General features: G+C 64.5%; 17 protein-coding genes. 7 read left to right on the top strand and 10 right to left on the bottom strand.

The window, feature by feature from the left end; translation table 11 throughout:
* Positions 1-19: 19 nt before the first annotated feature.
* Complete coding sequence (locus THSYN_RS09920; RefSeq protein ID WP_100918997.1) at positions 20-3,070, bottom strand: discoidin domain-containing protein; 3,051 nt, start codon at positions 3,068-3,070, stop codon at positions 20-22.
* 283 nt (positions 3,071-3,353) lie between these two features.
* Between THSYN_RS09920 and THSYN_RS09915 the strand changes: the two genes are divergently transcribed.
* From THSYN_RS09915 to THSYN_RS36965, 3 genes are all read left to right on the top strand, one after another.
* A complete protein-coding gene (locus THSYN_RS09915) occupies positions 3,354-5,135 on the top strand; it encodes an ABC transporter ATP-binding protein/permease (RefSeq protein ID WP_236848847.1) in 1,782 nt (593 codons plus the stop codon).
* A 209-nt stretch (positions 5,136-5,344) separates the two neighbouring features.
* Entirely contained in the window at positions 5,345-6,682 is a 1,338-nt protein-coding gene (locus THSYN_RS09910) for a GH1 family beta-glucosidase (protein WP_100918995.1), read from the top strand.
* Positions 6,683-6,951: 269 nt separating this feature from the next.
* A complete protein-coding gene (locus THSYN_RS36965) occupies positions 6,952-7,293 on the top strand; it encodes a hypothetical protein (protein ID WP_418219911.1) in 342 nt (113 codons plus the stop codon).
* Here the strand turns inward: THSYN_RS36965 and THSYN_RS33640 are convergent.
* A complete protein-coding gene (locus tag THSYN_RS33640; RefSeq protein WP_157817562.1) occupies positions 7,226-8,071 on the bottom strand; it encodes an NlpC/P60 family protein in 846 nt (281 codons plus the stop codon). The genes THSYN_RS36965 and THSYN_RS33640 overlap by 68 nt on opposite strands.
* Positions 8,072-8,439: 368 nt before the next feature.
* The gene (locus tag THSYN_RS09895) at positions 8,440-8,682 is read right to left on the bottom strand and encodes a hypothetical protein (protein ID WP_100918993.1); all 243 of its coding nucleotides are present in this window, start codon (positions 8,680-8,682) and stop codon (positions 8,440-8,442) included.
* A gap of 549 nt (positions 8,683-9,231) precedes the next feature.
* Between THSYN_RS09895 and THSYN_RS37220 the strand changes: the two genes are divergently transcribed.
* A complete protein-coding gene (locus tag THSYN_RS37220; RefSeq protein WP_100918992.1) occupies positions 9,232-9,432 on the top strand; it encodes a BrnT family toxin in 201 nt (66 codons plus the stop codon).
* A gap of 7 nt (positions 9,433-9,439) precedes the next feature.
* Positions 9,440-9,673, top strand: a complete 234-nt coding sequence (locus tag THSYN_RS09885; RefSeq protein WP_100918991.1) for a hypothetical protein — start codon at positions 9,440-9,442, stop codon at positions 9,671-9,673.
* 483 nt (positions 9,674-10,156) lie between these two features.
* Here the strand turns inward: THSYN_RS09885 and THSYN_RS33635 are convergent, their stop codons facing one another.
* From THSYN_RS33635 to THSYN_RS09880, 3 genes are all read right to left on the bottom strand, one after another.
* Entirely contained in the window at positions 10,157-10,402 is a 246-nt protein-coding gene (locus THSYN_RS33635) for a hypothetical protein (protein ID WP_157817560.1), read from the bottom strand.
* Complete coding sequence (locus tag THSYN_RS33630) at positions 10,399-10,560, bottom strand: addiction module protein (protein WP_157817559.1); 162 nt, start codon at positions 10,558-10,560, stop codon at positions 10,399-10,401. Before THSYN_RS33630 ends, THSYN_RS33635 begins: the two co-directional genes overlap by 4 nt.
* Before the next feature lie 119 nt (positions 10,561-10,679).
* Positions 10,680-11,552, bottom strand: coding sequence for a nuclease-related domain-containing protein (locus tag THSYN_RS09880; protein WP_100918990.1), 873 nt, complete (start codon positions 11,550-11,552; stop codon positions 10,680-10,682).
* Positions 11,553-11,881: 329 nt separating this feature from the next.
* On the opposite strand from THSYN_RS09880, the gene THSYN_RS35790 reads away from it, so the two are divergent.
* The gene (locus THSYN_RS35790) at positions 11,882-12,412 is read left to right on the top strand and encodes a sulfatase-like hydrolase/transferase (protein ID WP_236848846.1); all 531 of its coding nucleotides are present in this window, start codon (positions 11,882-11,884) and stop codon (positions 12,410-12,412) included.
* A gap of 8 nt (positions 12,413-12,420) precedes the next feature.
* Positions 12,421-14,187, top strand: coding sequence for a sulfatase-like hydrolase/transferase (locus THSYN_RS09875; protein ID WP_236848845.1), 1,767 nt, complete (start codon positions 12,421-12,423; stop codon positions 14,185-14,187).
* A gap of 165 nt (positions 14,188-14,352) precedes the next feature.
* Here the strand turns inward: THSYN_RS09875 and THSYN_RS09870 are convergent, their stop codons facing one another.
* Genes THSYN_RS09870 through darT form a run of 4 tightly spaced genes read right to left on the bottom strand, consistent with a single transcriptional unit; the run spans position 14,353 to position 20,009 of the window.
* Positions 14,353-15,033 carry a M48 family metallopeptidase gene (locus THSYN_RS09870; protein ID WP_100918989.1) on the bottom strand — a complete coding sequence of 227 codons (681 nt, stop codon included), beginning with the start codon at positions 15,031-15,033 and terminating at the stop codon, positions 14,353-14,355.
* A 1-nt stretch (position 15,034) separates the two neighbouring features.
* Positions 15,035-18,262 (bottom strand): type I restriction endonuclease subunit R, encoded by a 3,228-nt coding sequence (locus THSYN_RS09865; protein WP_100918988.1) that lies wholly within the window; start codon positions 18,260-18,262, stop codon positions 15,035-15,037.
* 12 nt (positions 18,263-18,274) lie between these two features.
* Positions 18,275-19,369 carry a type II toxin-antitoxin system antitoxin DNA ADP-ribosyl glycohydrolase DarG gene (darG, locus tag THSYN_RS09860; protein ID WP_100918987.1) on the bottom strand — a complete coding sequence of 365 codons (1,095 nt, stop codon included), beginning with the start codon at positions 19,367-19,369 and terminating at the stop codon, positions 18,275-18,277.
* Positions 19,353-20,009 carry a type II toxin-antitoxin system toxin DNA ADP-ribosyl transferase DarT gene (darT, locus tag THSYN_RS09855; protein ID WP_100918986.1) on the bottom strand — a complete coding sequence of 219 codons (657 nt, stop codon included), beginning with the start codon at positions 20,007-20,009 and terminating at the stop codon, positions 19,353-19,355. The genes darG and darT overlap by 17 nt, the downstream gene beginning before the upstream one ends.
* Between the last annotated feature and the right edge of the window lie 365 nt (positions 20,010-20,374).

Genomic DNA, 20,374 nt, shown 5'->3' with positions numbered 1-20,374 from the left:
ATTCCGGCCTAGGCGAGGTTTAACCTACTAACGTACTTCTTATTCGCGCGGGCAGCGCGGCGATGACAATCTCGTCCGCGCGCCCCGCCCCCGGCGGGGCAAAGCGGATACCGCCCGGCGGCAGGCGCAGGTCTCCCCCCAGGTCCAGGGTCAGGCCACCGTCCGGGGTGCGGGCCAGACGCAGGTCCAACCGGCCGTAGGCGGTCGGCAGCCCGGACACAGCCACCGGACCCGCCGCCAGCCAGGTCTCGGGGATGCCGGCTGCGACCACCAGTGACTGGTCCGCCCCCCGTTCATAGGCGAACAGGTCGCGGAAGACCAGGGCGTATTCGGCGCCGATCCAGGCGTGGGGCAGGTCGCCCTGGTGACCGGGGGCGCGCGGGTCGTGCCAGGCGATCTCGGGCCACTGATTCCAGGCCGGCGGGCGGCGCTCGGCCAGGTGGAAGTCCAGCAGTTCATGCGCCTCGCGCCGCCAGCCCAGGCGCACCAGGGCACCGATGATGCGGATCTCATAGGGCGTGTAGTTGGTCCAGGGCGCCCCGCCGCCGTGCATGGCGCGAAAGCGTTCCAGGAAGCGCTCAAAGGTGCGGGCGCGGGGCGCGGCCGGCAGCGCGTCGAACTCATCGATCAGGGTCAGGGCATTGGCCACCGCGGTGGGGTCCGGGTCCGCCCACTCCACCGAGCCGGGCAGGAAGTCGATCCCGCGGGTGGCCATGGTCAACGCGATCGACTCAAGCAGCGTCGCGCGAAAATCGTCCGCCAGGGCGGCAAGCCGCGCCGCCTCGGCCCCTTCACCCAGGGCCTGCGCCAGGAAGGCCGCGTCCTTGCAGCCGCGCAGCGTCCAGAAGTCGTCCCAATAGGAATGCACCGGCTGGGCCAGATAGCCCTCGTGGCTGACCGACTCCGGCAGGAGGCCGAAGCAGGTGCGGTGCTCGCCTACGCGGTGGTCGGCGGTCAGGCGCTGGGCGCGCAACTGCTCGATGAAACCGATCGCCCGCTGCACCTGGGGCCAGAGGTCGCGCGCCAGGCCCAGGTCGCCGGTGAAGCGGTAACAGTCGGCGACGGCAAAGACGAACTCACCGTGACTGTCGTGCTCCGCCAGCCAGTCCACCCCGGTGCGGTCCACGCAGCAGGGGACATTGCCGTCCTCGCGCTGGAACTGGGCATACCAGCGGATGAAGGCGACCGCCGCCGCGGGACAACCCAGGCGCGCCAGGGCGGCGCCCATGACGGCACCGTCGCGGATCCAGGAGCGGGTATAGCGGCGCGGCCCCGGCTGCAGGGCGGGCCCGTCGCGGTTGATCAGGATATGGGCAATCGCGGTCTTGCAGGCGCGCGCGGCCGCCGCGGCCGGCTCCGGCAGGTCGAAACGGACCTGACCCAGGGTCTGCGACCATTGCCGCACCGCACGCGCGAATTCATCGGCCCCGCACAGGCCCTCCGGCACGCGCCGCCCCAGGGTGCCGGGGGCGACCGTGCCGAAGGGCGCGACCAGGTACAGGTCCACCTGGGCCCCCGCGGCCAGGTCCAGATCGAAGCCCAAGGCCCCGGAGGCAAAGCCGACGGGGTCCTCGATCGCCACCGCGGCGGGCAGCACCCCGCACGCCAGGTAGTCGGTAATCGGACCCTGGTCGAAGGGGACCACCCCGACCCCGCCCACCGGCCCCAGGGGCACCAGTGCCTGGTTGCCGTTCACCCACAGTGCGCGCTGCGCGAAGACCAGCGAGCGCACCTCGCTGGGGCCGCCAAGCGCCTGGTGGGCCTGCCAGGGGGGCGTGACCTGGAAGGGCCGCACCGCGGCGAAGAGGGTGAGGGTCCGGCCGCTCTGACCCTGGTTCGCCACCCGGTAGCGGATGAAGAGGTGCCGGTCCCCGCGCTGGTCGGTGGCGAAGACCGTGGTGGTCAAGACCACCTCACCGCAATCCCAGTGGGTCGAGGGGATCGGCAACTCCCCCTGCTCCAGGCTTTGGGTGATGGTGCAGTCGGCCCAGGTGATCAGCCGGCCGTCCAGATAGAGAAAGGGCTCCAGGCTGCAACTGCCCTCGTCCAGCTCCACCAGGCCATCCTCGTTGCAGAGCGCGGGGACCGCGCCGTCGGGGATGTCCACCGGGGTCCAGTAGGTCTGTTCGCGATAGAGCCAGCGGGGATAGTGGCCCCGGGGGGCGCGCCGGGCGATGGTGTGAAACCAGTCACCGCGGCTGCGCGAGGCGTCGTAGGGCAGGACTTCGACACAGTGCAGCCCCGGCAGCGGGGCGCCCTCCCCGGCGCGCAGGTCCAGGCGCAGGAGGCGCGACTCGCCCTGGGGCAGATAGACCAGGCTCTCGGTCCCGGCCGCACCGCTCGCCTCATGCAGGGTCCGCCAACTGGTCCCGTCGTCGCTGGCCTGGACCTCGAAGGCACAGCCCTGGGCGTCGGGGGCCCAGCGCAGGGCCAGGCCGCCGTATTCGCGCGACTCATGGAAGTCGATGGTCAGCCAGCTCGCCCGCGCGCTCGGCGACGGCCGCCAGTGGGTGTCCGCGCCCAGGTCCATAACCTCTTCCGGCGGGTGCCCGGGCAGGTGGCAGAGGGCCGTGACCAGCGGCGGCCGCTCCAGGGTGCGGTCGACCAGGGACAGGTTGCTGAGCCAGACCGTCCCGCAGCCACCCGGACCGGCCACGATGGCGAACTCGATGGCACCGATCTCCCGGGGCGATCCGCCGCCGGCCGGCCCCCAGGCGTAGTCGATCTCCCGACCCTTGATGTCGAGCGTGCGCCAGGTGGGGGCGAAGGCGCACTTGGGCTCGCGATAGCGCCAGACATTGGCATTGCCGGGGTCGGCCAGCTTGAACTCGAAGGCGTTGGCGGGGGCCTCGGCGCGCAGGTCGAAGTGGAAGGCGAAGGCGTCCGGCAGGGTCAGGGCCAGGGTGCGGCGCGCGACCACGAAGCCGCCGCCGCCGCGGAAGTCGAAATCCAGCCGCAGGGCCGGACCCCGGGGCCCGGGCTCGGTGGTGATGGTGAGTCGGGCCTCGCCCGCGGCGACCGCCAGCCACCCGGCGGGATCGGCGAAAACGTCGAGAACCCGGACCTGCATCGTGACGACTCCTGATCAATTGTTATGGAATGTTATCAAGTTAGCGGGGACTGATGAGCGCCGGGCGGCGCTGATCCAGCGTCGGTGGTCGCAGGCCCGGCCGGTCGAAGTCCCTTGAGGCTGGTCCGGGGCGCAAGGGTATACTGGCGCCCGCCGGGTGTCATCGCTCGCTGTTGCCGCAACCCGCCGACCGCGACACCTCCAGGGCCCGGCGGCACGAGACCGCCCGCCCGGACGCCCGCCCTCCCCAGCAAGATAATACCCAGTGATGAAACCGATCCGCATGTCGCTCAGCAAAAACGCCTGGCCCCGCTTCTGGGGCATGATCACCGCCCTGGCACGCTCCGAGGTCGGCCCCCAGGCCAAACTGTTTGCCGCCCTCCTGGTGGTCTTCCTGCTCAGCATCAGCGCCCTGAACGTCATCAACAGCTACGTGGGCCGCGACTTCATGACGGCGATCGAAAGCAAGGAGATGGGCACCTTCGTCAAGTATGCACTGCTCTACCTCATCGTCTTCGCCGTCTCGACCATGGTCGCGGTCTTTCACCGCTACTGCGAGGAGCGGCTCGGGCTGCTGTGGCGCAAGTGGCTGACCGCGCGGGCGATCGACAAATACACGGGCGATCACATCTATTTCAAGATGAACGCCTATGGTGACCTGAAGAATCCGGATCAGCGCATCTCCGAGGACATCCGCTCCCTGACCGCGACGACACTGTCGTTCGTGCTGATGTTCCTGAACGCCACCATTACGGTGATTGCCTTCGCCGGCGTCATGTGGTCCATCAGCCCGCTCCTGCTGCTGGTGACGATCCTCTACGCCGCGGCGGGGTCGCTCTTTTCCTATTTCCTCGGGCGGCCCCTGATCCAGCTCAATTATGACCAGTCGGACAAGGAGGCCAACTTCCGCGCCCGCCTGCTGCATGTGCGCGAGCACGCGGAGGCCATCGCCCTGGTGCGTCAGGAGGACCGGCTGCGGGATCGCCTGCACGACCGTCTGGACCAGTTGATCGCGAATTTCAGGCGCATCATCGATGTCAATCGCAATCTTGGATTCTTCACCACCGGCTACAATTATCTGATCCAGATCATCCCGGCCCTGCTGGTCGCGCCCCTGTTCATCAGCGGCCAGGCCGAATTCGGGGTCATCACCCAATCGGCCATGGCCTTCGGCCACCTGATCGGGGCCTTTTCACTGATCGTCACCCAGTTCCAGTCGATCTCCGCCTATAGCGCCGTCATCGTGCGCCTGTCGGCGCTGGCCAACGCCATGCAGGTGGCCGCGGACACCGCCTCCCCGGCCATCACCTATTGCTCCGATTGCGGGCTGATCGCCTTCGACCGCCTGACGCTGAAGTCGCCGCGCAGCGGGCGCCATCTGATCAAGGACCTGACCGTCTCGATCCCGGCCGGTACCCACGTCCTGATCCGGGTCGCCGACGACTCGGCCCGCACCGCCCTGTTCCGGGCCACCGCAAGCCTCTGGAGCGGCGGCGAGGGCGAGATCACGCGCCCCGATCCGGGCGATCTGCTGTTCCTGCCCGAGCGCCCCTATGTCCCGCCCGGGACCCTGCGGGAGGTGCTCTTGCCGGCCGCGACTGAACGCCACCCCGCCGACCAATCCACCCACGCCGCCCGCGCCGAGGCGGCCGGCAAGGCGAAGGCCGGCAGCGGGCGGCGCTTCTCCGACGAGGGCATCCTCACCACCCTGCGGCGGCTCAAACTGGTGGCGGCGATCGAGCGCGCCGGGGGACTGGACAACGAGAAGGGCTGGGGCGAACTCCTGTCGCTGGGCGAGCAACAGGTACTCGCCTTCGCCCGGGTGCTGTTGGCCGAACCCGCCTTCGTCTTTCTGGACCACCCCTCGCGCGCACTCACTGAAGGACAGGTCGATGAACTGCTGCACCTGCTGCGCGAACGCGGCATTACCTATGTCACCCTGGGTGAAGAGGACGACGACACGACCATGTATGACCAATTGCTCACCATCCATCGCGACGGCCACTGGACCCTGGTGCCGCTCCCGGGCAAGGCCGCGGACGGGGAGCGCCTGATCCAGGCTTAGTTGGGAAGAGGATTAGCCGCAAATGAACGCAAATGAGCGCAAATTAAGAGGGGCCAGCGCAAGCAACCGGCTCCGGAGGCTGGTCCGGCGCCACGCAGCCAAGCCGTGAACGGCAATCCCCGTTAATCCAATCCAGTCATTTCTTCTTATTTGCGTTAATTTGCGTTCATTTGCGGCCAACTCTTCTTTCTTGGTTGCACGGGGCTCCAATGTCACACGACCTGACCTTTCCCACCGGCTTCCTCTGGGGCGCCGCCACCTCCGCCTACCAGATCGAGGGCTCGCCGCTCGCCGACGGGGCCGGCGCATGCATCTGGCAGGGGTTCAGCCACACCCCGGGGCGCACGGTCAACGGCGACACCGGCGACCTCGCGTGCGACCATTACCGCCGCTCGCACACCGATCTTGACCTGATGGCCGAACTGGGGCTCAACGCCTACCGGTTCAGCGTCGCCTGGGGGCGGGTCCTGCCGAATGGGACGGGGCGGGTCAACGCCGCCGGCCTGGATTTCTACCAGCGCCTGGTCGACGGGCTATTGGAGCGCGGTATCGCGCCCATGCTCACCCTTTACCACTGGGACCTGCCCGAGGCCCTGCAGGCGCGCGGCGGCTGGGTCAACCCCGACAGCCCCCGATGGTTCGCCGACTATGCGGCGACCCTCTACGAGGCCCTGGACGACCGGGTAGGCCTGTGGGTGACGCTCAACGAGCCCTGGGTCAGCACCGTCCTGGGCTATCTGACCGGCGAGCACGCCCCCGGACGCCGCACCCTGCACGAACCGCCGCTGGTCGCACACCATCAACTCTGTGCCCACGCCGCCGCCGTCGCCGCCTATCGGGATCTCGGCCGTCACCAGATCGGGATCAGCCTCAACCTGGAGCCCCAGGCGCCGGCCACCGACGAACCCGCCGATCAGGAGGCGGCCAGGCGCCGCCATCACTTCATCAACCGGTGGTTCCTGGACCCCCTGTTGCTGGGGCAGTACCCGGACCAACTGACGGCAATCTTCGGTTCCGACTGGCCGCGCTTCCCACCCGAGGACCTGGCGCGGATCAGCGCCCCCCTGGACTTCCTGGGAGTGAACTATTACTCGCGCGGCCTGGTCCGCCACGACCCGACCGACCTGCCCCTCCAGGCCCGGCGCCTCACCCGTACCGACCGCCCCCGCACCGCCATGGACTGGGAGGTCTACCCGCAAGGCCTGACCGAGACCCTGGTCTGGATCAAAGAGCGCTACGGCGACCTGCCGCTCTACATCACCGAGAGCGGCGCCGCCTTCGACGACCCGGAACCGACGAAGGGCCAGGTCCATGACCCGCGGCGGGTCGACTACCTGCGCGACCACCTGGCCGCCGCCCACGCCGCCCTGGAACAAGGGGTAGACCTGCGCGGCTATTTCGCCTGGTCCCTGCTCGACAACTTCGAGTGGGCCGAAGGTTATGCCAAGCGCTTCGGTCTGATCCATGTCGACCGCATTACCCAGAAACGCACGCTCAAGGACAGCGCGCGGTTCTACCGGGAGTTCATTCGGGAAGCGGGGGGCTAAGGCGGCCGGGCGCCATGCCCACGCACTCGTGACGCCGGTTCAGCGATGCCGGACGGGGCTTTGACCCGTCCGCAACGTTTTCTCCGAACTCACAGGTTCGCGACGCGGATCGGCAACGGAATAAGCAGTCGGGACGGGGCGAAGTGGCCGTCCCGCGGAGGGGTTTGAAACTTTAGTTGCCGAAGGCGCATCACCGGGCGCTGGTGGTTCTGGATTGGGTAAGTTAAGTTCGTCCGCCCTCGACCGAGAGCAAGGACCGCAAGGTCAAGATGCCGATCTACGCACAGTTTGGCGTCCCCCACGCCTGGCTGATCGACCCCGTCGCGCACACTCCGCAAGCCCACGCCTTGGAAGCAGGCGCCTGGGTCGAGATAGTCGGTCGGGCTTATCTCAGTGCCATTCAAACCGGGCCCCTTTTTTCCCTCGGTCGAGGCCCTCAATGGCGCGGCCGACGCCTTAAGCCCGCAGCCGCTCCCAACCCGTACTCCGCGGCCGAGCGGGTCGGTCGAGCGCGAGCCGCAACCCACCCGATCGGCCCGGGCGCTAAACTACGTTGTAGAACTTCACGTCCAAGCCCCTGTCTCCATAACGTCTGCGCCATGTCGAAATAGTGTAGTTCTGAACCCAAAGCGCCTTGCTGGATGAGTTTGAATAGACAAGCCCACCCTTGCCTAAGATACCTACATGGCCAACTACACGCCCTTCAGTCGGCGAAATGATGATTGAACCCGCGGTCGCATCGGATTCCGGGATGCGGTCCCCTTTTCCGTTCCTGAGCGCAACGTCCATATTGGCGGTTGACAGCCCGCCGCCAACGGGCCGACCGAGCGCATCATTGACCACGCGGTTGACTGCCCAGGCGCAGGCCAGTTTCCCGTTCTGGGTGCCGCTTGCCTGCTTGGAACTGAGTTTGTTCTCATGCTGCAAGGCGCTCGCGTGGATGCGTTGATGGTTGGTCTGACCGGCAGCACGGGTGATTACTGGGCGGTTGCCGAGCGCGCGTCGCATGGCCCGTTCGAGGTCCGCCGGAAACTCTTCGCCCAAACTGGCGAGCGGAGAATCAAATTCGGCGGCGGCGCGCGCGCCGCGAGCGGTGTTCGCGATTTCGGAGCCGACAATCTGCTCAGCGAGTTCATCGATATTCTCGGCCGGGACGGTGGCGGCGGAAAGGGGGAAGACCGTGGTGTCGGCAGCCAGGATCTGGACCGTGCCGTCCTGTGCAGCAAAGACCAGGTATGAGCCGCCGGACTCGTCATCGTTCTGCCCAACGATGAGATAGTCCCCGAGCGGTGCCTTGGATACCGCAAGCAACTCGGTGGTGGCCTCCGGGTCCTGCGACAGCAGCGCCTGCAGTTGTGGGTAATCCGTAAGATTTTGCATCTGATTCATGCCTCTTGGTCGTGTTGCCATGGGTGATGAGAGCGAATCTCCCCAACCTGCTGCATGTGCACCGCCTCATCAGTGTCGCGAACGCTCTTCTTGGACCCGCCCTCGCCCCGGATATGGACGTAGACGGCGTTATCAAGTGCGCGGGACATCGCGGCAACCGTGAGGAAATAGAGGGAAGACTGCGCTCGCGGTTGTCCACCCGAAGGCCGGAATGATCAGCGAGGGCCACAAGACCTTGCCGCCCGGTGGCCGGTGCGGCAGCGACAGTTGCCTGCTCAAGGGTGCAAACAGAGGTACTGCCAGAACACCGCAGCCCCAGCTAACGCGGTGATCTCCAGCGGGATCAGGAAACCGTCGGCCGGCGATAGTCACGCCGGGACATCACCGCCGGCCCGCGCACAGTTCCGTTGTGCCAGCGCGACCGCAATCATCTCCTGGACCGCATTACCGGCCCCGGCCAGCCGCAAGGCCAGCCGACCGCTGACCGCCTTGAGTGCATCCAGCAGGTAGGTGCAATTGCGGGGGCTGGCGGACAGGCCCATCTCGCCCAAGGCGCCGTCCAGCAGATTGACCACCTCGTCGAAGCTGCTGGTGGAGGTGATCAACTGCATGAATCCCAGGTCGTCGCGTTCCGGTACGCAGGATGTGCGCGTGCAGCCCCACCTGACGCTTGGTCAGGATGCCGGTGACCGCGTGCTTCTCCCCGTCCGGGTTGGGAGGGATGAAGCTCAACCAGTGTGGTGTGGGCGCGGCCTGAAATGTCCGGCTTGGCATCAGCGTCAGCCCGTGGGCCTCCAGTACCCCATCGGCCGGCAGTGCGGCCTGATTGCGGCACTCCACGCGCGAGGCGAAGCAATCGAAGGCGATTGAGACATGGGCGGGAGTCGTGGGCCTGGAGTCGGCCCGGCGCGCCCAGCGCAGCCGCGGCAGGGTCACGCCGCCCGGTCGCGTCACGCTTTCCAGCAACCAACGATCGGCCTCCGGTACCGAGCCCGCGCCGCTGCGCCGACGCTCGGCGGTGGCAGCCAGGAAGCGCCCCGTCTGGGTGCTGGTCTGACCGGTGCCTGGAAAGCGGTCGAGTCCCTGACACAACCGGTTGACCAGCGGGCCCCGCGAGCCGGCCGTTTCCACCGGTTCCCACCTTGGTATTGCTTGATCCGATGGCGCTCACCATATTCGACGTCGCGCATAGCACTGACGAGGAGCGCTGGTTTACCCTTGGCGCCACGACGCGCCGCAGATTCCTGGCGGTTTCTCACACCTATCTGTGCGAACCTGGGGAGAGCGTCTTGGTCCGCATCATCTCCGCCCGAGAAGCCACACGCCGCGAACGGCAACAGTACCAGAACGAGCCGCGATAGGTGAGCCATGTCAAGCCAAATAGACGACACCAACGACGAGATGCCTGCAGAGATCGATTTCTCCGGGGCGCAGCGTGGGAAGTTCTTTCGGGAAGGCGCGGTTCTTAGACTTCCGGTGTATCTGGATGCGGAAGTCCAGAGTTATCTGACGGCTCGGGCGGATGCCAAGGGCGTTCCTTTTGATCGTCTGGTTAATGACCTGCTTAAGAAGGATATCGAGCTGATCGAGGCGGCACGATAGCTTGTGTTGCGCCAACAGCGGGCGCCTTGGCCGCACTATGATCAACTGACCTTCAAGAAAGTCTGCCATCGTGTCTCTCTGGGCTACGCTTCTACCTCGCCTTTGTGGCGCCTTAATCTCTGGATAGCTGAAACATGTACCTCGCAGACGTCTTCAATTCGATGGCGCTCTTTCAGCATACCGGAGGACTTCTTGCGAAAGCGGACACTGCGACTGATTCGAATACTCAACGCGCGATCCAGACCATGCTGCAGCAGCGCTTACACGACACTTGTGCACATTGAGCAAAGCAAGGCCATCCGCGATGCAGCCATTCTTCAATTCGGCCGTATGATGCCATACGTCGTGGGGGCGCCGACTCACAATCGTTCGGGGATAAAGGCGCAGAGTTGACTAATGCGTCCGCGAAGTCGTCTCGGAGGCTCTTGGCAGTGAACTCAGGGGGTGATACTTGCGCCTGAGACAGTGCGTCTTCCCCAAGTTTCATCGCTCAGTCAGGTCCACTTGTCGCGGGTCGCAAATTCCAGGCAGCGACGCTTGATAAAGGTCGAGAGTCCTGGACTCCTCATACGCCGGAGACTGCGCAATCTGGAATCCTAATTCGCGGCAGTGGGCCTCCGCTGCCCTTGAATACGCTGCCAGATCGTTGTGAAAACGTTCTGCAAGCTGCTCGCGAATGGTATGTAGTTCGGCGACAATCGGGTCTCGCCAGACGGGGGTGACGGTCATTGCAAGGTCTCCATCAGCCCAAACGGCGTTACCAACTCGTCTTGATGCCAGTCCGGCGATTCCATCTCTGAATCACTTTTCAACAGAGAAGCCCAGATCGCCTCCATAACCTGCATAGGCTCTGCGACGCTCATGCCTTCGATGTCGGTCGTGTTCATATCTACAACCCGGCGCATGAAGCTAGCCTTTGGAGACGCATGGTGGTGCCAAACGGCGCGGCGATCGGTTGGGAGCGCCGCACGGCGAACGCTTAACGGCACTGGCCCCTAGGATGCGCTCAGCAGCGACGCATCTCAAGGTGTCCAACTCGCGGGGCTCTTGGGCCGAGTCGGCTGGTATAGGGGAAGGTCCCGCCGCGGGCCGCCTCGCCGGCAAGGGCTACGGTGTCGTAGTCGGTGAGGACGAGTGTCCCGCCCTGGACGATCAGATTCTTGGGCTTGTAGGCGAGGATCGCGGCCTCGCCGTCGGCGGCATCGCGTACCAGCTTGGCGACATAGGTGCCGAACTTCTCATCGGAATGGGCATCGAGTTCGACTACCTTGAAGGTCAGACCGATGCCGCCCTTGCCCAGCAACCGGCCGACGATCTTGTAGCGGGACTGCTGGAAGTCGACCACCGTGTCCTCGTCCCAGTAATCGGCGGGCGGGAGGCTGGGCGGAGCGGCCGGGGCCTCGGCCGGGGCCAGGTCGGCGAGGGCCTGGGCCAGGTCGTCGAGGGGCGGGCGGTCGCTCGGATTGGGGGCGCAGCCCAGTTCCAGGATTCCGCGGACCTGGTCGGCCAGCTGCTCGCCGGGCTCGAACAGGGTGAGTAGGGAGGCGGCCTGGGCATAGGCGAGCCGGGCGGGCAGGTCGCAACCGCTATCCTTGCGCCGCTCGGACAGGGTCGGTGCGGCCGGGTCGACCAGGGAATAGAAGACCAACTCGCCGGGATAGCCCTCGGCCTCCTGGAACGAGTCCAGGACGAAGACGCCAGGCGGGCCGATGACGACGGCGTCGATCTCGTCGGAGCGGACGCTGGGGTGCTGGGCGTGATTGAGGTTGGAAAGGATGATCCAGTCGCCGGGGGCGGCCTGGAGCTTGGCGAACAGCCGCGCGCAGGCGAGGCGCTCGCTTTCGTTGACGAAGGTGCCGCAGAGGATGTGACGGACCATTACTGTGCTGCCCTTGTTTTCGTTCTTTCCCTTCAATCCTGGACTAGATTGCCGACGAGGATCAAGCCTATCAGGGCGCTAAGGATTGGGCAAGAATCCGCCGACGCGGGTGCTCGTTCTGACGGGGCTGTCACAGGTCCGCGACAACCAGTGCCGCGCCATCGCCATCGCCATCGGTTCCAAGGGCTGCGGCGGCCCGGCGGCTTACCTGCTTGGAATCATAGCAAAATCACGGGCAACTGCTAGAATCGCGTAGAGCGAATCCGGCCACTGTCAGCGCCGGTCGCGGGGCACCCAGTGAGCGATCAACCGAATCCATCGAGGTCGATATGCACCTGCCAAGACCGCCGCGGTCCTTACCGCACATCGCCATGGCCCTTGCCTTGGTCATCCTCGGCACTGCCCCGAGCGGCGGCAGCCGCGCCGCCGCGGGGCCCGCCGCGGCACCGCCAGGCTCGTCGGCCGCCACGACGACCATCGACGGTCGCCAACTCCCGCCGCCGCCGGCGTTTCACGGCCGCATCGAGCGCAACGCCTTGCAGTCCGAGCCCTACTGGCCGGCGCGTATAGTCCCGCCCAAGGGCGCGCCCAATGTGCTCCTGATCATGACCGATGATGTCGGCTTCGGTGCCCCGTCCACCTTCGGCGGCGTCATCCCCACCCCCGCACTCGAGCGTATCGCCGCCAACGGCCTGCGCTACACCAACTTTCACTCCACTGCACTGTGCTCGCCGACGCGTGCCGCGCTGCTCACCGGGCGCAATCACCACTCGGTCGGCACCGGCGTGATTACGGAACAGGCGACGGGCTATCCCGGCTATGACAGCATCATCCCCAGGACAGTCCCGGCTTCAACCTGATCACCGCAATGGCCGACGAGGCGATCACCTATATGAAGCGCGTCGACAACCTGGCGCCGGACCAGCCGTTCTTCGTCTACTATGTCCCCGGCGCGGCGCACGCACCGCATCATGCCACGCCGGAATGGATCACGAAGGCGACGCAGCTCAAGCTCTTCGACCAAGGCTGGAACAGGCTGCGCGAGCAGATCTTCGCAAACCAACAGCGGCTAGGCGTCATCCCGCAGAACGCGAGACTCACCCCTTGGCCCAAGGACCTGTTGAAGGACTGGGAGGCGCTCTCGGCCGACGAGCAGCGGCTCTTCATCCGTCAGGCCGAGGTCTATGCCGCCTATTTGATGTATGCGGACCACGAGATCGGCCGCGTGATCCAGGCGGTCGATGACTTGGGCCGGCTCGACAATACCCTGATCATCTACATCAGCGGCGACAACGGCAGCAGCGCCGAGGGGACCATGGTCGGCACCCCGAACGAGGTCGCGACCTTCAATGGTGTCGAGATCCCGGTCGGGGTCCAACTCGCGCGCTTCTATGACCTATGGGGGTCCGACAAGACCTATCCACACATGGCCGCCCCCTGGGCCTGGGCCTTCAGTACGCCCTTCTCCTGGACCAAGCAGATCGCGTCGCACTTCGGCGGCACCCGGCAGGGTATGGCGATCTCCTGGCCGGCCGTGATCAAGGACCATGGCAGTATTCGCGGCCAGTTCCACCATGTGATCGATGTGACGCCGACGATCCTGGAAACGGCCGGGGTCCGCGCGCCCGAGGTGGTCGACGGCATCAAACAGAGCCCGATCGAGGGGGTCAGCATGAGGTATGGCTTCGACGCGCGCAATGCCGCGGCGCCGTCCCCGCACCAGACCCAGTATTTCGAGATGATGGGCGACCGCGCCCTCTACCATGACGGCTGGATGGCCGGCACGGCGGTCGTGCGTCCGCCCTGGGACCTGCTGTCGCCCGCCAGAGACCCCTTGGCTTTCCCCTGGGAACTCTACGACCTGCGCCATGACTGGACCCAATCCGAGAATGTCGCCGACCGGCATCGCGACAAGCTCAAGGAGTTACAGGGCATGTTCTGGGAGGAGGCGCAACGGCACCAGGTGCTCCCGCTGGACTCGAGCTTCCTCACCCGGGGCGGCACCCTGCGGCCCAGCCCCACCGCCGGCCGCGACACCTTCACCTGGACCGGCGAACTCACCGGAACGCCGATGGGTGCCGCGCCTGGGATACTCAATGCGTCTTACAACCTCAAGGCCGAGATCGAGGTCCCGCAAGGCGGGGCCGAGGGCATGCTCATCACCCAGGGCGGGCGCTTCGGCGGCTTCGGCTTCTATCTGCTCAAGGGCCGCCCGGTTTTCCTGTGGAACCTGGTCGACATGAAGCGGGTGCGCTGGGAGGGCGGCGAGCCGCTCGCGCCCGGCAGACACATACTCGAATTCGATTTCCAATATGACGGTCTGGGGCAGGCGACCCTCGCCTTCAATAGCGTCAGCGGGATCGGGCGCGGCGGCACCGGCGTGCTCAAGGTGGACGGCCGCGAGCTGGCCGTCCAGAGGATGGATAAAACCCTGCCGCTAACGATGCAGTGGGATGAGAATCTCGATGTCGGCGCCGACACCGGCACCGGGGTCGACGACGGGGACTATCAGGTGCCGTTCCGCTTCAGCGGTACCCTGGAGCGGCTCACGCTGCGCATCGACCAGCCCAAGCTGACGCCGGAGGACGAACGGACACTGATGGAGGCCCAGCGCAAGATGGAGACCCGCGAGTAGCGTCCACTGCCTGCCCACAGGCAAGCATTTACGTGGCTTGGCCCCGGGAACACTGCACCCGTGTCGCTGGCGGCCTGCTTGCGCCGCTGTCCAGCGACCACCCGCTCCCCGTGGTTCGCATAGCGACTCGCGCCCGCAGTGCAAGCAGAAATCGACGCTTCATTGTCATAGATCCTGTTCGAGCAATTGCCCGTTTTCCTTGAGCCACCCCTTCGCCTTGTCCATCTGTACCACCGCGATCCGCACGATACTCCAGAATCGCGGGGTATGGTTGGGCTCGATCAGGTGGGCCAGTTCATGGGCGATCACGTAGTCGATCACGAAGAGCGGCGCCTTGATCAGCCGCCAGTTGAAATTGAGATTGCCGCCCGGGGTACAGGAGCCCCAGCGGTAATGTCCGTCGGTGATCTTGGCCTCTTCATACGCAACGCCCAGTGCCTGCGCCTGTTTGCGCACCCGTGGGAGTATGAGCCCCCGGGCGCGCGCCTGGAGCCACTCCCGAAAGACCTCGGTACGACCGGCGGCGCGCGCCCTGGGGATGATGAAGCGATTGCGAAACTCGATGGCGAAACCCTCCCGCTCGACGATCTCGATCAGGTAATGCCGCCCCAGATACAAGAGCGATTCGCCCGACACCAGTTCAGTCCCCGGTGGGTGGGTCCGCGTCTGGGTCTTCTGCGGGTGACGTGTCTTCTCATAGAGCCACAGCCGCTTGGACTCGACGGCACGCCTGATGCGCTCCGGGTCGGTACCATCGGGTGCATGAACAACCACGGAGCAATCCCGCTCGACGGAAATACTGAGCGTCTTGCGCTTCGAGAAGAGGGTGCGATAGGTCAGGTCCATTTCAAGCCGCGTAGAGAATCGCGTCGTGGTTGCGTTCCGCGATCTCCAGGACCCGACTGATGAGTGCGTCGCGTCGTGTCACGATACCGGGCAGGCCCTTGAAGCGCGGTGCGAGAAAGAGCATCAACAGTTCGGCGCACAGCTTATTGCGTGCGGGTATGCTCTCCCAGAATCCGGTCAGCTTCAGCTCGCGCTCCACCGCGTTGAAGACCTGCTGGGTGAGGTCCACGAGGCCGGCAATCTGATCGTCGTTCAGTGCGGCAACCGCCGACCAATCGCCGCGTTCCTCGCGCACCCCGGCCGGGATCTGCGCGGGCACCGGCGTGCCGAAGAGTTCACCGCGAAACATGCGGAAGAACGGCATCTGTTTCTTCTTGTTGAGGCCATAGGTCTCCTCGCATTCCGCGGCGCGCATGCGCTGACGCAGCTTCTCCAGTGCCTCATAGATCTTTTGCCAATTGTCGATGAATTCGGCAAAAATGGCCGCTAGCGCCGCGGCAAAGGATGCCTGAAGCTCGGGGTCATCGTTCAGTGTGATCTCGATATGGTGGCGGATGGCGTGCTCTACCTCTGCCGCCTTGGTCTTGGTGCGCTTGTGCTTACCGACCTCTGCCTCGAAACCCTCATCGAGGATCGAGATCGGTGCAACCTTCTGCTCGATCCCCCGTGCCATGAGGTGCGCATCGGTGATCGCGCGCAGCTTCTGCGGGATGCCGCGCATGCTCAGGCGTTCATCGCGCAGATGTTTGGCGGCCAGCACGTTGATCTCGGCAAGCGATTTATAGCGTTCCATATAGGCAAGCACATGGCGCGCCGGAAAGACCAGGTTCAGGCAGCGGGTCAGCTCGCGGAAGCGCAGCAGATACTCGAAACGGCAGTCCTCGTCATAGAAGAGGTCACTGAAGGCATCGTAATCGGTCAGGTCGGTCAATCCAAACTTGCCGAACCAGGCCATGACGGCACGCTCGGCGGCGTCCAGGTCACGCAGTTCGTCCTCCGGGAAGCTCAGGTTCTCCAGCACCTCGCGGCGCTCCCGCTCGTCAAAGTTGTCGATCGCCGCCTGCAGGTGGTGACCGATACCGACATAGTCCACCACGAAACCCTTGCCCTTGGCGACCCCCGCCACCCGGTTCACCCGGGCGATAGCCTGCAACAGGTTGTGCGCACGGATCACCTGATCCAGATACAGGACCTGCTCGATGGGCGCATCGAACCCGGTCAAGAGCATGTGGTTCACTACCAGAATGCCCACGTCACCATTGATCCGACCGCCTTTGCCGCCAGACTGCCCGGCGACTACCGCATCAAATGGCAGCTTGAAGCTCGCGATCAGCCGTTTGTGCTCGGCCGGATTCGCATAGAGCTCCAGGTGCGGCTTCTTGTCGTTGAGCTGCCCGCCGGAGATCACCACGCCGACCGCGAGCTTACGCAGCCGCTCCAGGTCCAGACTGGTCGGATTGGACTGCTCCAACCGCGCGACGGCAGCGGCCAGTGCTGCGCACAGGCAGGTCCGATAACGCACGGCCGCCTCGCGGGAGGTCGCCACGACCTGGGCCTTATAGCCGTTCGGGAAGACCTGCGTGAGATAATGATCGATCATATCGGCCGCCTTGGCGGCGATGATCGGCTCGGCCTCAAGATAGGCCAGTTTGGAGCCATAACCCAGGACCTGGAGTCGCTCGGCGACGTTGTAATCGCTGAACAGGTCCTCGAACGCCTGATCCATGGCCTGCTGGTCAGCCACCTGCGCGTTCCCGGCGCGCCCCTCATAGACGATCTCAAGCGTCACGCCGTCCTCGATGGCCTGGCGCATGCTGTACTTGTCGATATAATCGCCGAAGACCCGGGTCGTCTTGTCGATCGGGGTGCCGGTGTAGCCGATCCGTGCGGCATTGGGGATGGCGCGGTCCAGATTGGCGCCGAGCAGGCTGTATTGGGAGCGGTGGGCCTCGTCCGTCATCACCAGGATGTGCGGGCTCGCATTCAGTTCGGGGAAGGTCTCCTGCAACTCCTCATCCCGGAACTTGTGGATCATCGCCATCACGAGGTCCGAGGAGTCGGTGCGCAACAGGTCCTTCAGGCGGCTGATGCTGTCTGCCACCTTCACCGTGAAACCGATCGCCTGGCTGGTGGCGGTGAGTTGTTCTTCCAGTTGGGTGCGGTCGGTGACGAAGACGATCTTCCACTGTTGCAGGGCGGGATGCCGGTGCATCTCACGCACCATGAACATCATGGTCAGTGACTTGCCCGAGCCTTGGGTGTGCCAGATGACCCCGCTGCGCTGACGCGGCGTATGACCCTCCAATAGCCGCTTCACCGCCAGCTTCACCGCCCGGAACTGCTGATAGCGCCCGACGATCTTGATCGTCTTGCCGTCGGCGGTCGTGGAGAACAGGGTGAAGGTCCGGATCAGGTCCAGCAGGTTGCGCTGAACCAACATGCCGGCGACCAGGCGCTGCTGATCATTGGGCGAGCTCGCACCGTGGGCCAGGTCGTCCAGGGTGCGCGGATAGGGGTCCGCCCAGCGGTAGAAGTGCTTCTCACTGTGGGTGGTGATGGTGCCGAACTTGGCCTGATCGCGGCAGGTCACTACCGTGAATTGATTGAACCAGAAGAGCGGCGCGCTGCCCTCGCCCTGATCGCCGCGCTGCCCGCTGTAGCGGAGCAACTGCTCGATCGCCTCCGGGATCGGTTCCTTGGACTTGGGCGACTTGCACTCGATCACCACCACCGGCAGACCGTTGATGAACAGCACGATGTCCGGGACGATATGGTACTCGGTGCCGAGGATACGCACCTTGAATTGGCAGACCGCAATGAAGCGGTTGTTTACCTTGGGGTCGGGGCCATCGAAGTCGATGAAGTGCACCGTCGGGCTCTTCTCCCCGGTCTGACGGTTCTCGGCCACACTGGTATTGCCCAGCAGCAGGTCATGGACGTGCCGGTTGTTCGCCAGCAGGTCCTTGCCCGAGAAGCCGGTGATCTGCTTCACCACCTCGTCCACCTGGTCCGGCTCCAGCCAGGGATTGATCCGGACCAGTTGCTCACGTAAGACGGGCTCCAGCACCACCTCCGCGAAGGACCCGCGCAAGCTCTGCGCCGGGGTCTGCCCCTGACCCAGGTCGATGACCTCCCAGCCGAGCCCGGCGAGTTGATCGAGTAACGGTTTCTCGACGTGGTTGCGCTCGTCGAGTTTGAGGTAAGCGGGGGTCTTGTCCTGGAAGGCCATGATAGCTCTCGTTCAGCGCACTGTTTGGAACTTGCCCTGGTCCCATTGGGACCGACGCTCTAGGGCCAGCCGGATGAGACGTTCGTCGAACAACTTCAGCTTGCGTGGACCAGCCTCAGGGCCGCCGCCCGGCCAGTGTTTCAATCCGTCCAATATGCCCTCAACCGTCGCCGGGCAGCCTTCCCGATCGATCAGCCAATCCGTTGTCGCCAGAAGCTCTAACCCCAAAGGGGTCTCGAACCCGTCGATCAACGCGGTGGTTTCGTGGAAGGCAGCGCGGTAGGGCTTTGCCTCAGGACCGTCGAGGTAGACCTTGATATATTCCTTCTTGCTGTCCTCGAACCAGATGACATCCAAGGAGCCGGCGTCCGCCAGGCGCTTATGGCAGTGCAGGTAGCTTCCGTCCAGACCGTTGATCAGGTGATGTAGTCGGCGGGCATAGGGACCGTATTTATTGGCTTCAAAGCGAAGGTCCAGCGGATCGTCGAGCGCATAGATCTCGATATTGCGCTCCAGGAACCACGCCAGCTTCTGTATCTCGAGCAGCGAGCATTCGATCCCCAGTATCCAATAGCGCCGCACCAGCTCCGCAATCAAGGCGCGTGCCGGCGTGAGCTTCTCTACGCCGCTACGTTTGGCTACATTCTGGTATTGGCTGGTAGGTTCATAGACGATGACATCAACCTCTGTCAAGTCGCCCAGCGCCGCCTCGATACGCGGCTTGACCTCGGACCAATCGAGCTTGCCGTTACCGGCACCCAGGGGCGGCACGGCGATGGATTTCACCCCGTGTTCCCGAATGAAGCGACGCAGATCTGCAAGACCCGTATCGATCCATTCCATCTTGCTGGGGTGACGCCAATGCCCCTTGGTGGCGAAATTGATCACCCAGCGAGGCCCCAGCAGATCGGTGCGCTCGGTAACAAAGATCCCCCCAGGCGCCAATTTCTTGTCCTTACAGACCGCCGCATAGGCCGAAAAATTCTGAGGAAACCGCTCTTTGAACATGAGCGCGATGCCTTTACCCATCACGCCCACGGTATTGACCGTATTGACGACCGCCTCGACATCGGCGTCCAACAGATTGCCTTTAGTGTAGTGGATCACGGAAATACCAGCCCGGTTCACAAAGCACCTTGATCTCGATGCCTCGCGACATCGCCTGTTCTTTAAGTGCCAACTTGACTCCATCAGTATAGCAGACAATGCCCAGCAGTGCGGCGAAAGACACCTGACGATGAACCAGCGCCTCCGCCTGATAACGCTCGAATTTACCCGGGTCATCCGGGTCGCGCTTGAAATCGCGATTCCGAAGTATCGCCCAATCGATGTTCTTCAAATCCGCCGGATCGCAGAAATATTGAGCCGCCTGCGCATAGGCATGGCGATCAGTGAAGACGAAGCATTGGCGCAACTGTCTCAGTCGCGGAAGGCTCGACACCAGGACCACGATGTCTTCATTCGGGCATTGAGTGATGCCACCAAAGCCCGTCGTCAGATTGTACAACATGGGTGATGACGGGGTAAAGTAAAAGGGTACATAATCGCTCAAGGTCCCGCCCGGGGGTACGGGGACTATGCGTTGATGCCGCTTATCAATGAGGTCGGGGTTCCCGATCGTGCGGAAGTTGGAATCTTGGATTGCGGAATTTCGGCAATGCAGGCCATGATCCATGACCCACGGCACATTCTGTGCGTGAATGATTCGGAATATCAGTGCCTTCTCTGGATTCAGATTCAGTGACATGCACTTAAGCCCACAAGCTCGGTTCGCGCCGCGGGAGGCTTCCGCGGCCGGACGGCGTTCCCCTGCTTCCGCATGGGAACGAGAGGAATATGTACGGAGTCCGCGTCCATAGGTACGGAGCCCTCCCCCGATATGTACGGAGTCGGCATCGATATGTATGGAGTCCCACCTGATATGTTCGGAGTCCCCGTTCGATCTGGCTCCCACGCTCCAGCGTGAGAGCAAGTCCCGACGCTCCGGCGTCGCGTCGCACCTCGGGCCGCTGGAGCGGCCGGACGGCATTCCCACGCTGGAGCGTGGGAACGAGAAGCGGGTCCGCTATCCCGCTGACGCGGCGATCGTCTTCCACCCCCAGCAGCGAGAAG

The organism is Candidatus Thiodictyon syntrophicum, assembly GCF_002813775.1.
GTDB classification, from domain to species: domain Bacteria; phylum Pseudomonadota; class Gammaproteobacteria; order Chromatiales; family Chromatiaceae; genus Thiodictyon; species Thiodictyon syntrophicum.
The sequence above is the reverse complement of the archived record's forward strand: the minus strand, read 5'-3'. Positions and strand labels throughout refer to the sequence as shown.

Coding starts and splice junctions, on each gene's coding strand:
- darT (WP_100918986.1), bottom strand. CDS start 20,009: ATGTCACTGAATCTGAATCCAGAGAAGGCACTGATATTCCGAATCATT.
- THSYN_RS37220 (WP_100918992.1), top strand. CDS start 9,232: ATGGCGCTCACCATATTCGACGTCGCGCATAGCACTGACGAGGAGCGC.
- THSYN_RS09870 (WP_100918989.1), bottom strand. CDS start 15,033: ATGGACCTGACCTATCGCACCCTCTTCTCGAAGCGCAAGACGCTCAGT.
- THSYN_RS09885 (WP_100918991.1), top strand. CDS start 9,440: ATGTCAAGCCAAATAGACGACACCAACGACGAGATGCCTGCAGAGATC.
- THSYN_RS33630 (WP_157817559.1), bottom strand. CDS start 10,560: ATGAACACGACCGACATCGAAGGCATGAGCGTCGCAGAGCCTATGCAG.
- THSYN_RS36965 (WP_418219911.1), top strand. CDS start 6,952: ATGCCGATCTACGCACAGTTTGGCGTCCCCCACGCCTGGCTGATCGAC.
- THSYN_RS09880 (WP_100918990.1), bottom strand. CDS start 11,552: ATGGTCCGTCACATCCTCTGCGGCACCTTCGTCAACGAAAGCGAGCGC.
- THSYN_RS09865 (WP_100918988.1), bottom strand. CDS start 18,262: ATGGCCTTCCAGGACAAGACCCCCGCTTACCTCAAACTCGACGAGCGC.
- THSYN_RS09920 (WP_100918997.1), bottom strand. CDS start 3,070: ATGCAGGTCCGGGTTCTCGACGTTTTCGCCGATCCCGCCGGGTGGCTG.
- THSYN_RS33635 (WP_157817560.1), bottom strand. CDS start 10,402: ATGACCGTCACCCCCGTCTGGCGAGACCCGATTGTCGCCGAACTACAT.
- THSYN_RS33640 (WP_157817562.1), bottom strand. CDS start 8,071: ATGAATCAGATGCAAAATCTTACGGATTACCCACAACTGCAGGCGCTG.
- THSYN_RS09875 (WP_236848845.1), top strand. CDS start 12,421: ATGGCCGACGAGGCGATCACCTATATGAAGCGCGTCGACAACCTGGCG.
- THSYN_RS09915 (WP_236848847.1), top strand. CDS start 3,354: ATGTCGCTCAGCAAAAACGCCTGGCCCCGCTTCTGGGGCATGATCACC.
- THSYN_RS09910 (WP_100918995.1), top strand. CDS start 5,345: ATGTCACACGACCTGACCTTTCCCACCGGCTTCCTCTGGGGCGCCGCC.
- THSYN_RS35790 (WP_236848846.1), top strand. CDS start 11,882: ATGCACCTGCCAAGACCGCCGCGGTCCTTACCGCACATCGCCATGGCC.
- THSYN_RS09895 (WP_100918993.1), bottom strand. CDS start 8,682: ATGCAGTTGATCACCTCCACCAGCAGCTTCGACGAGGTGGTCAATCTG.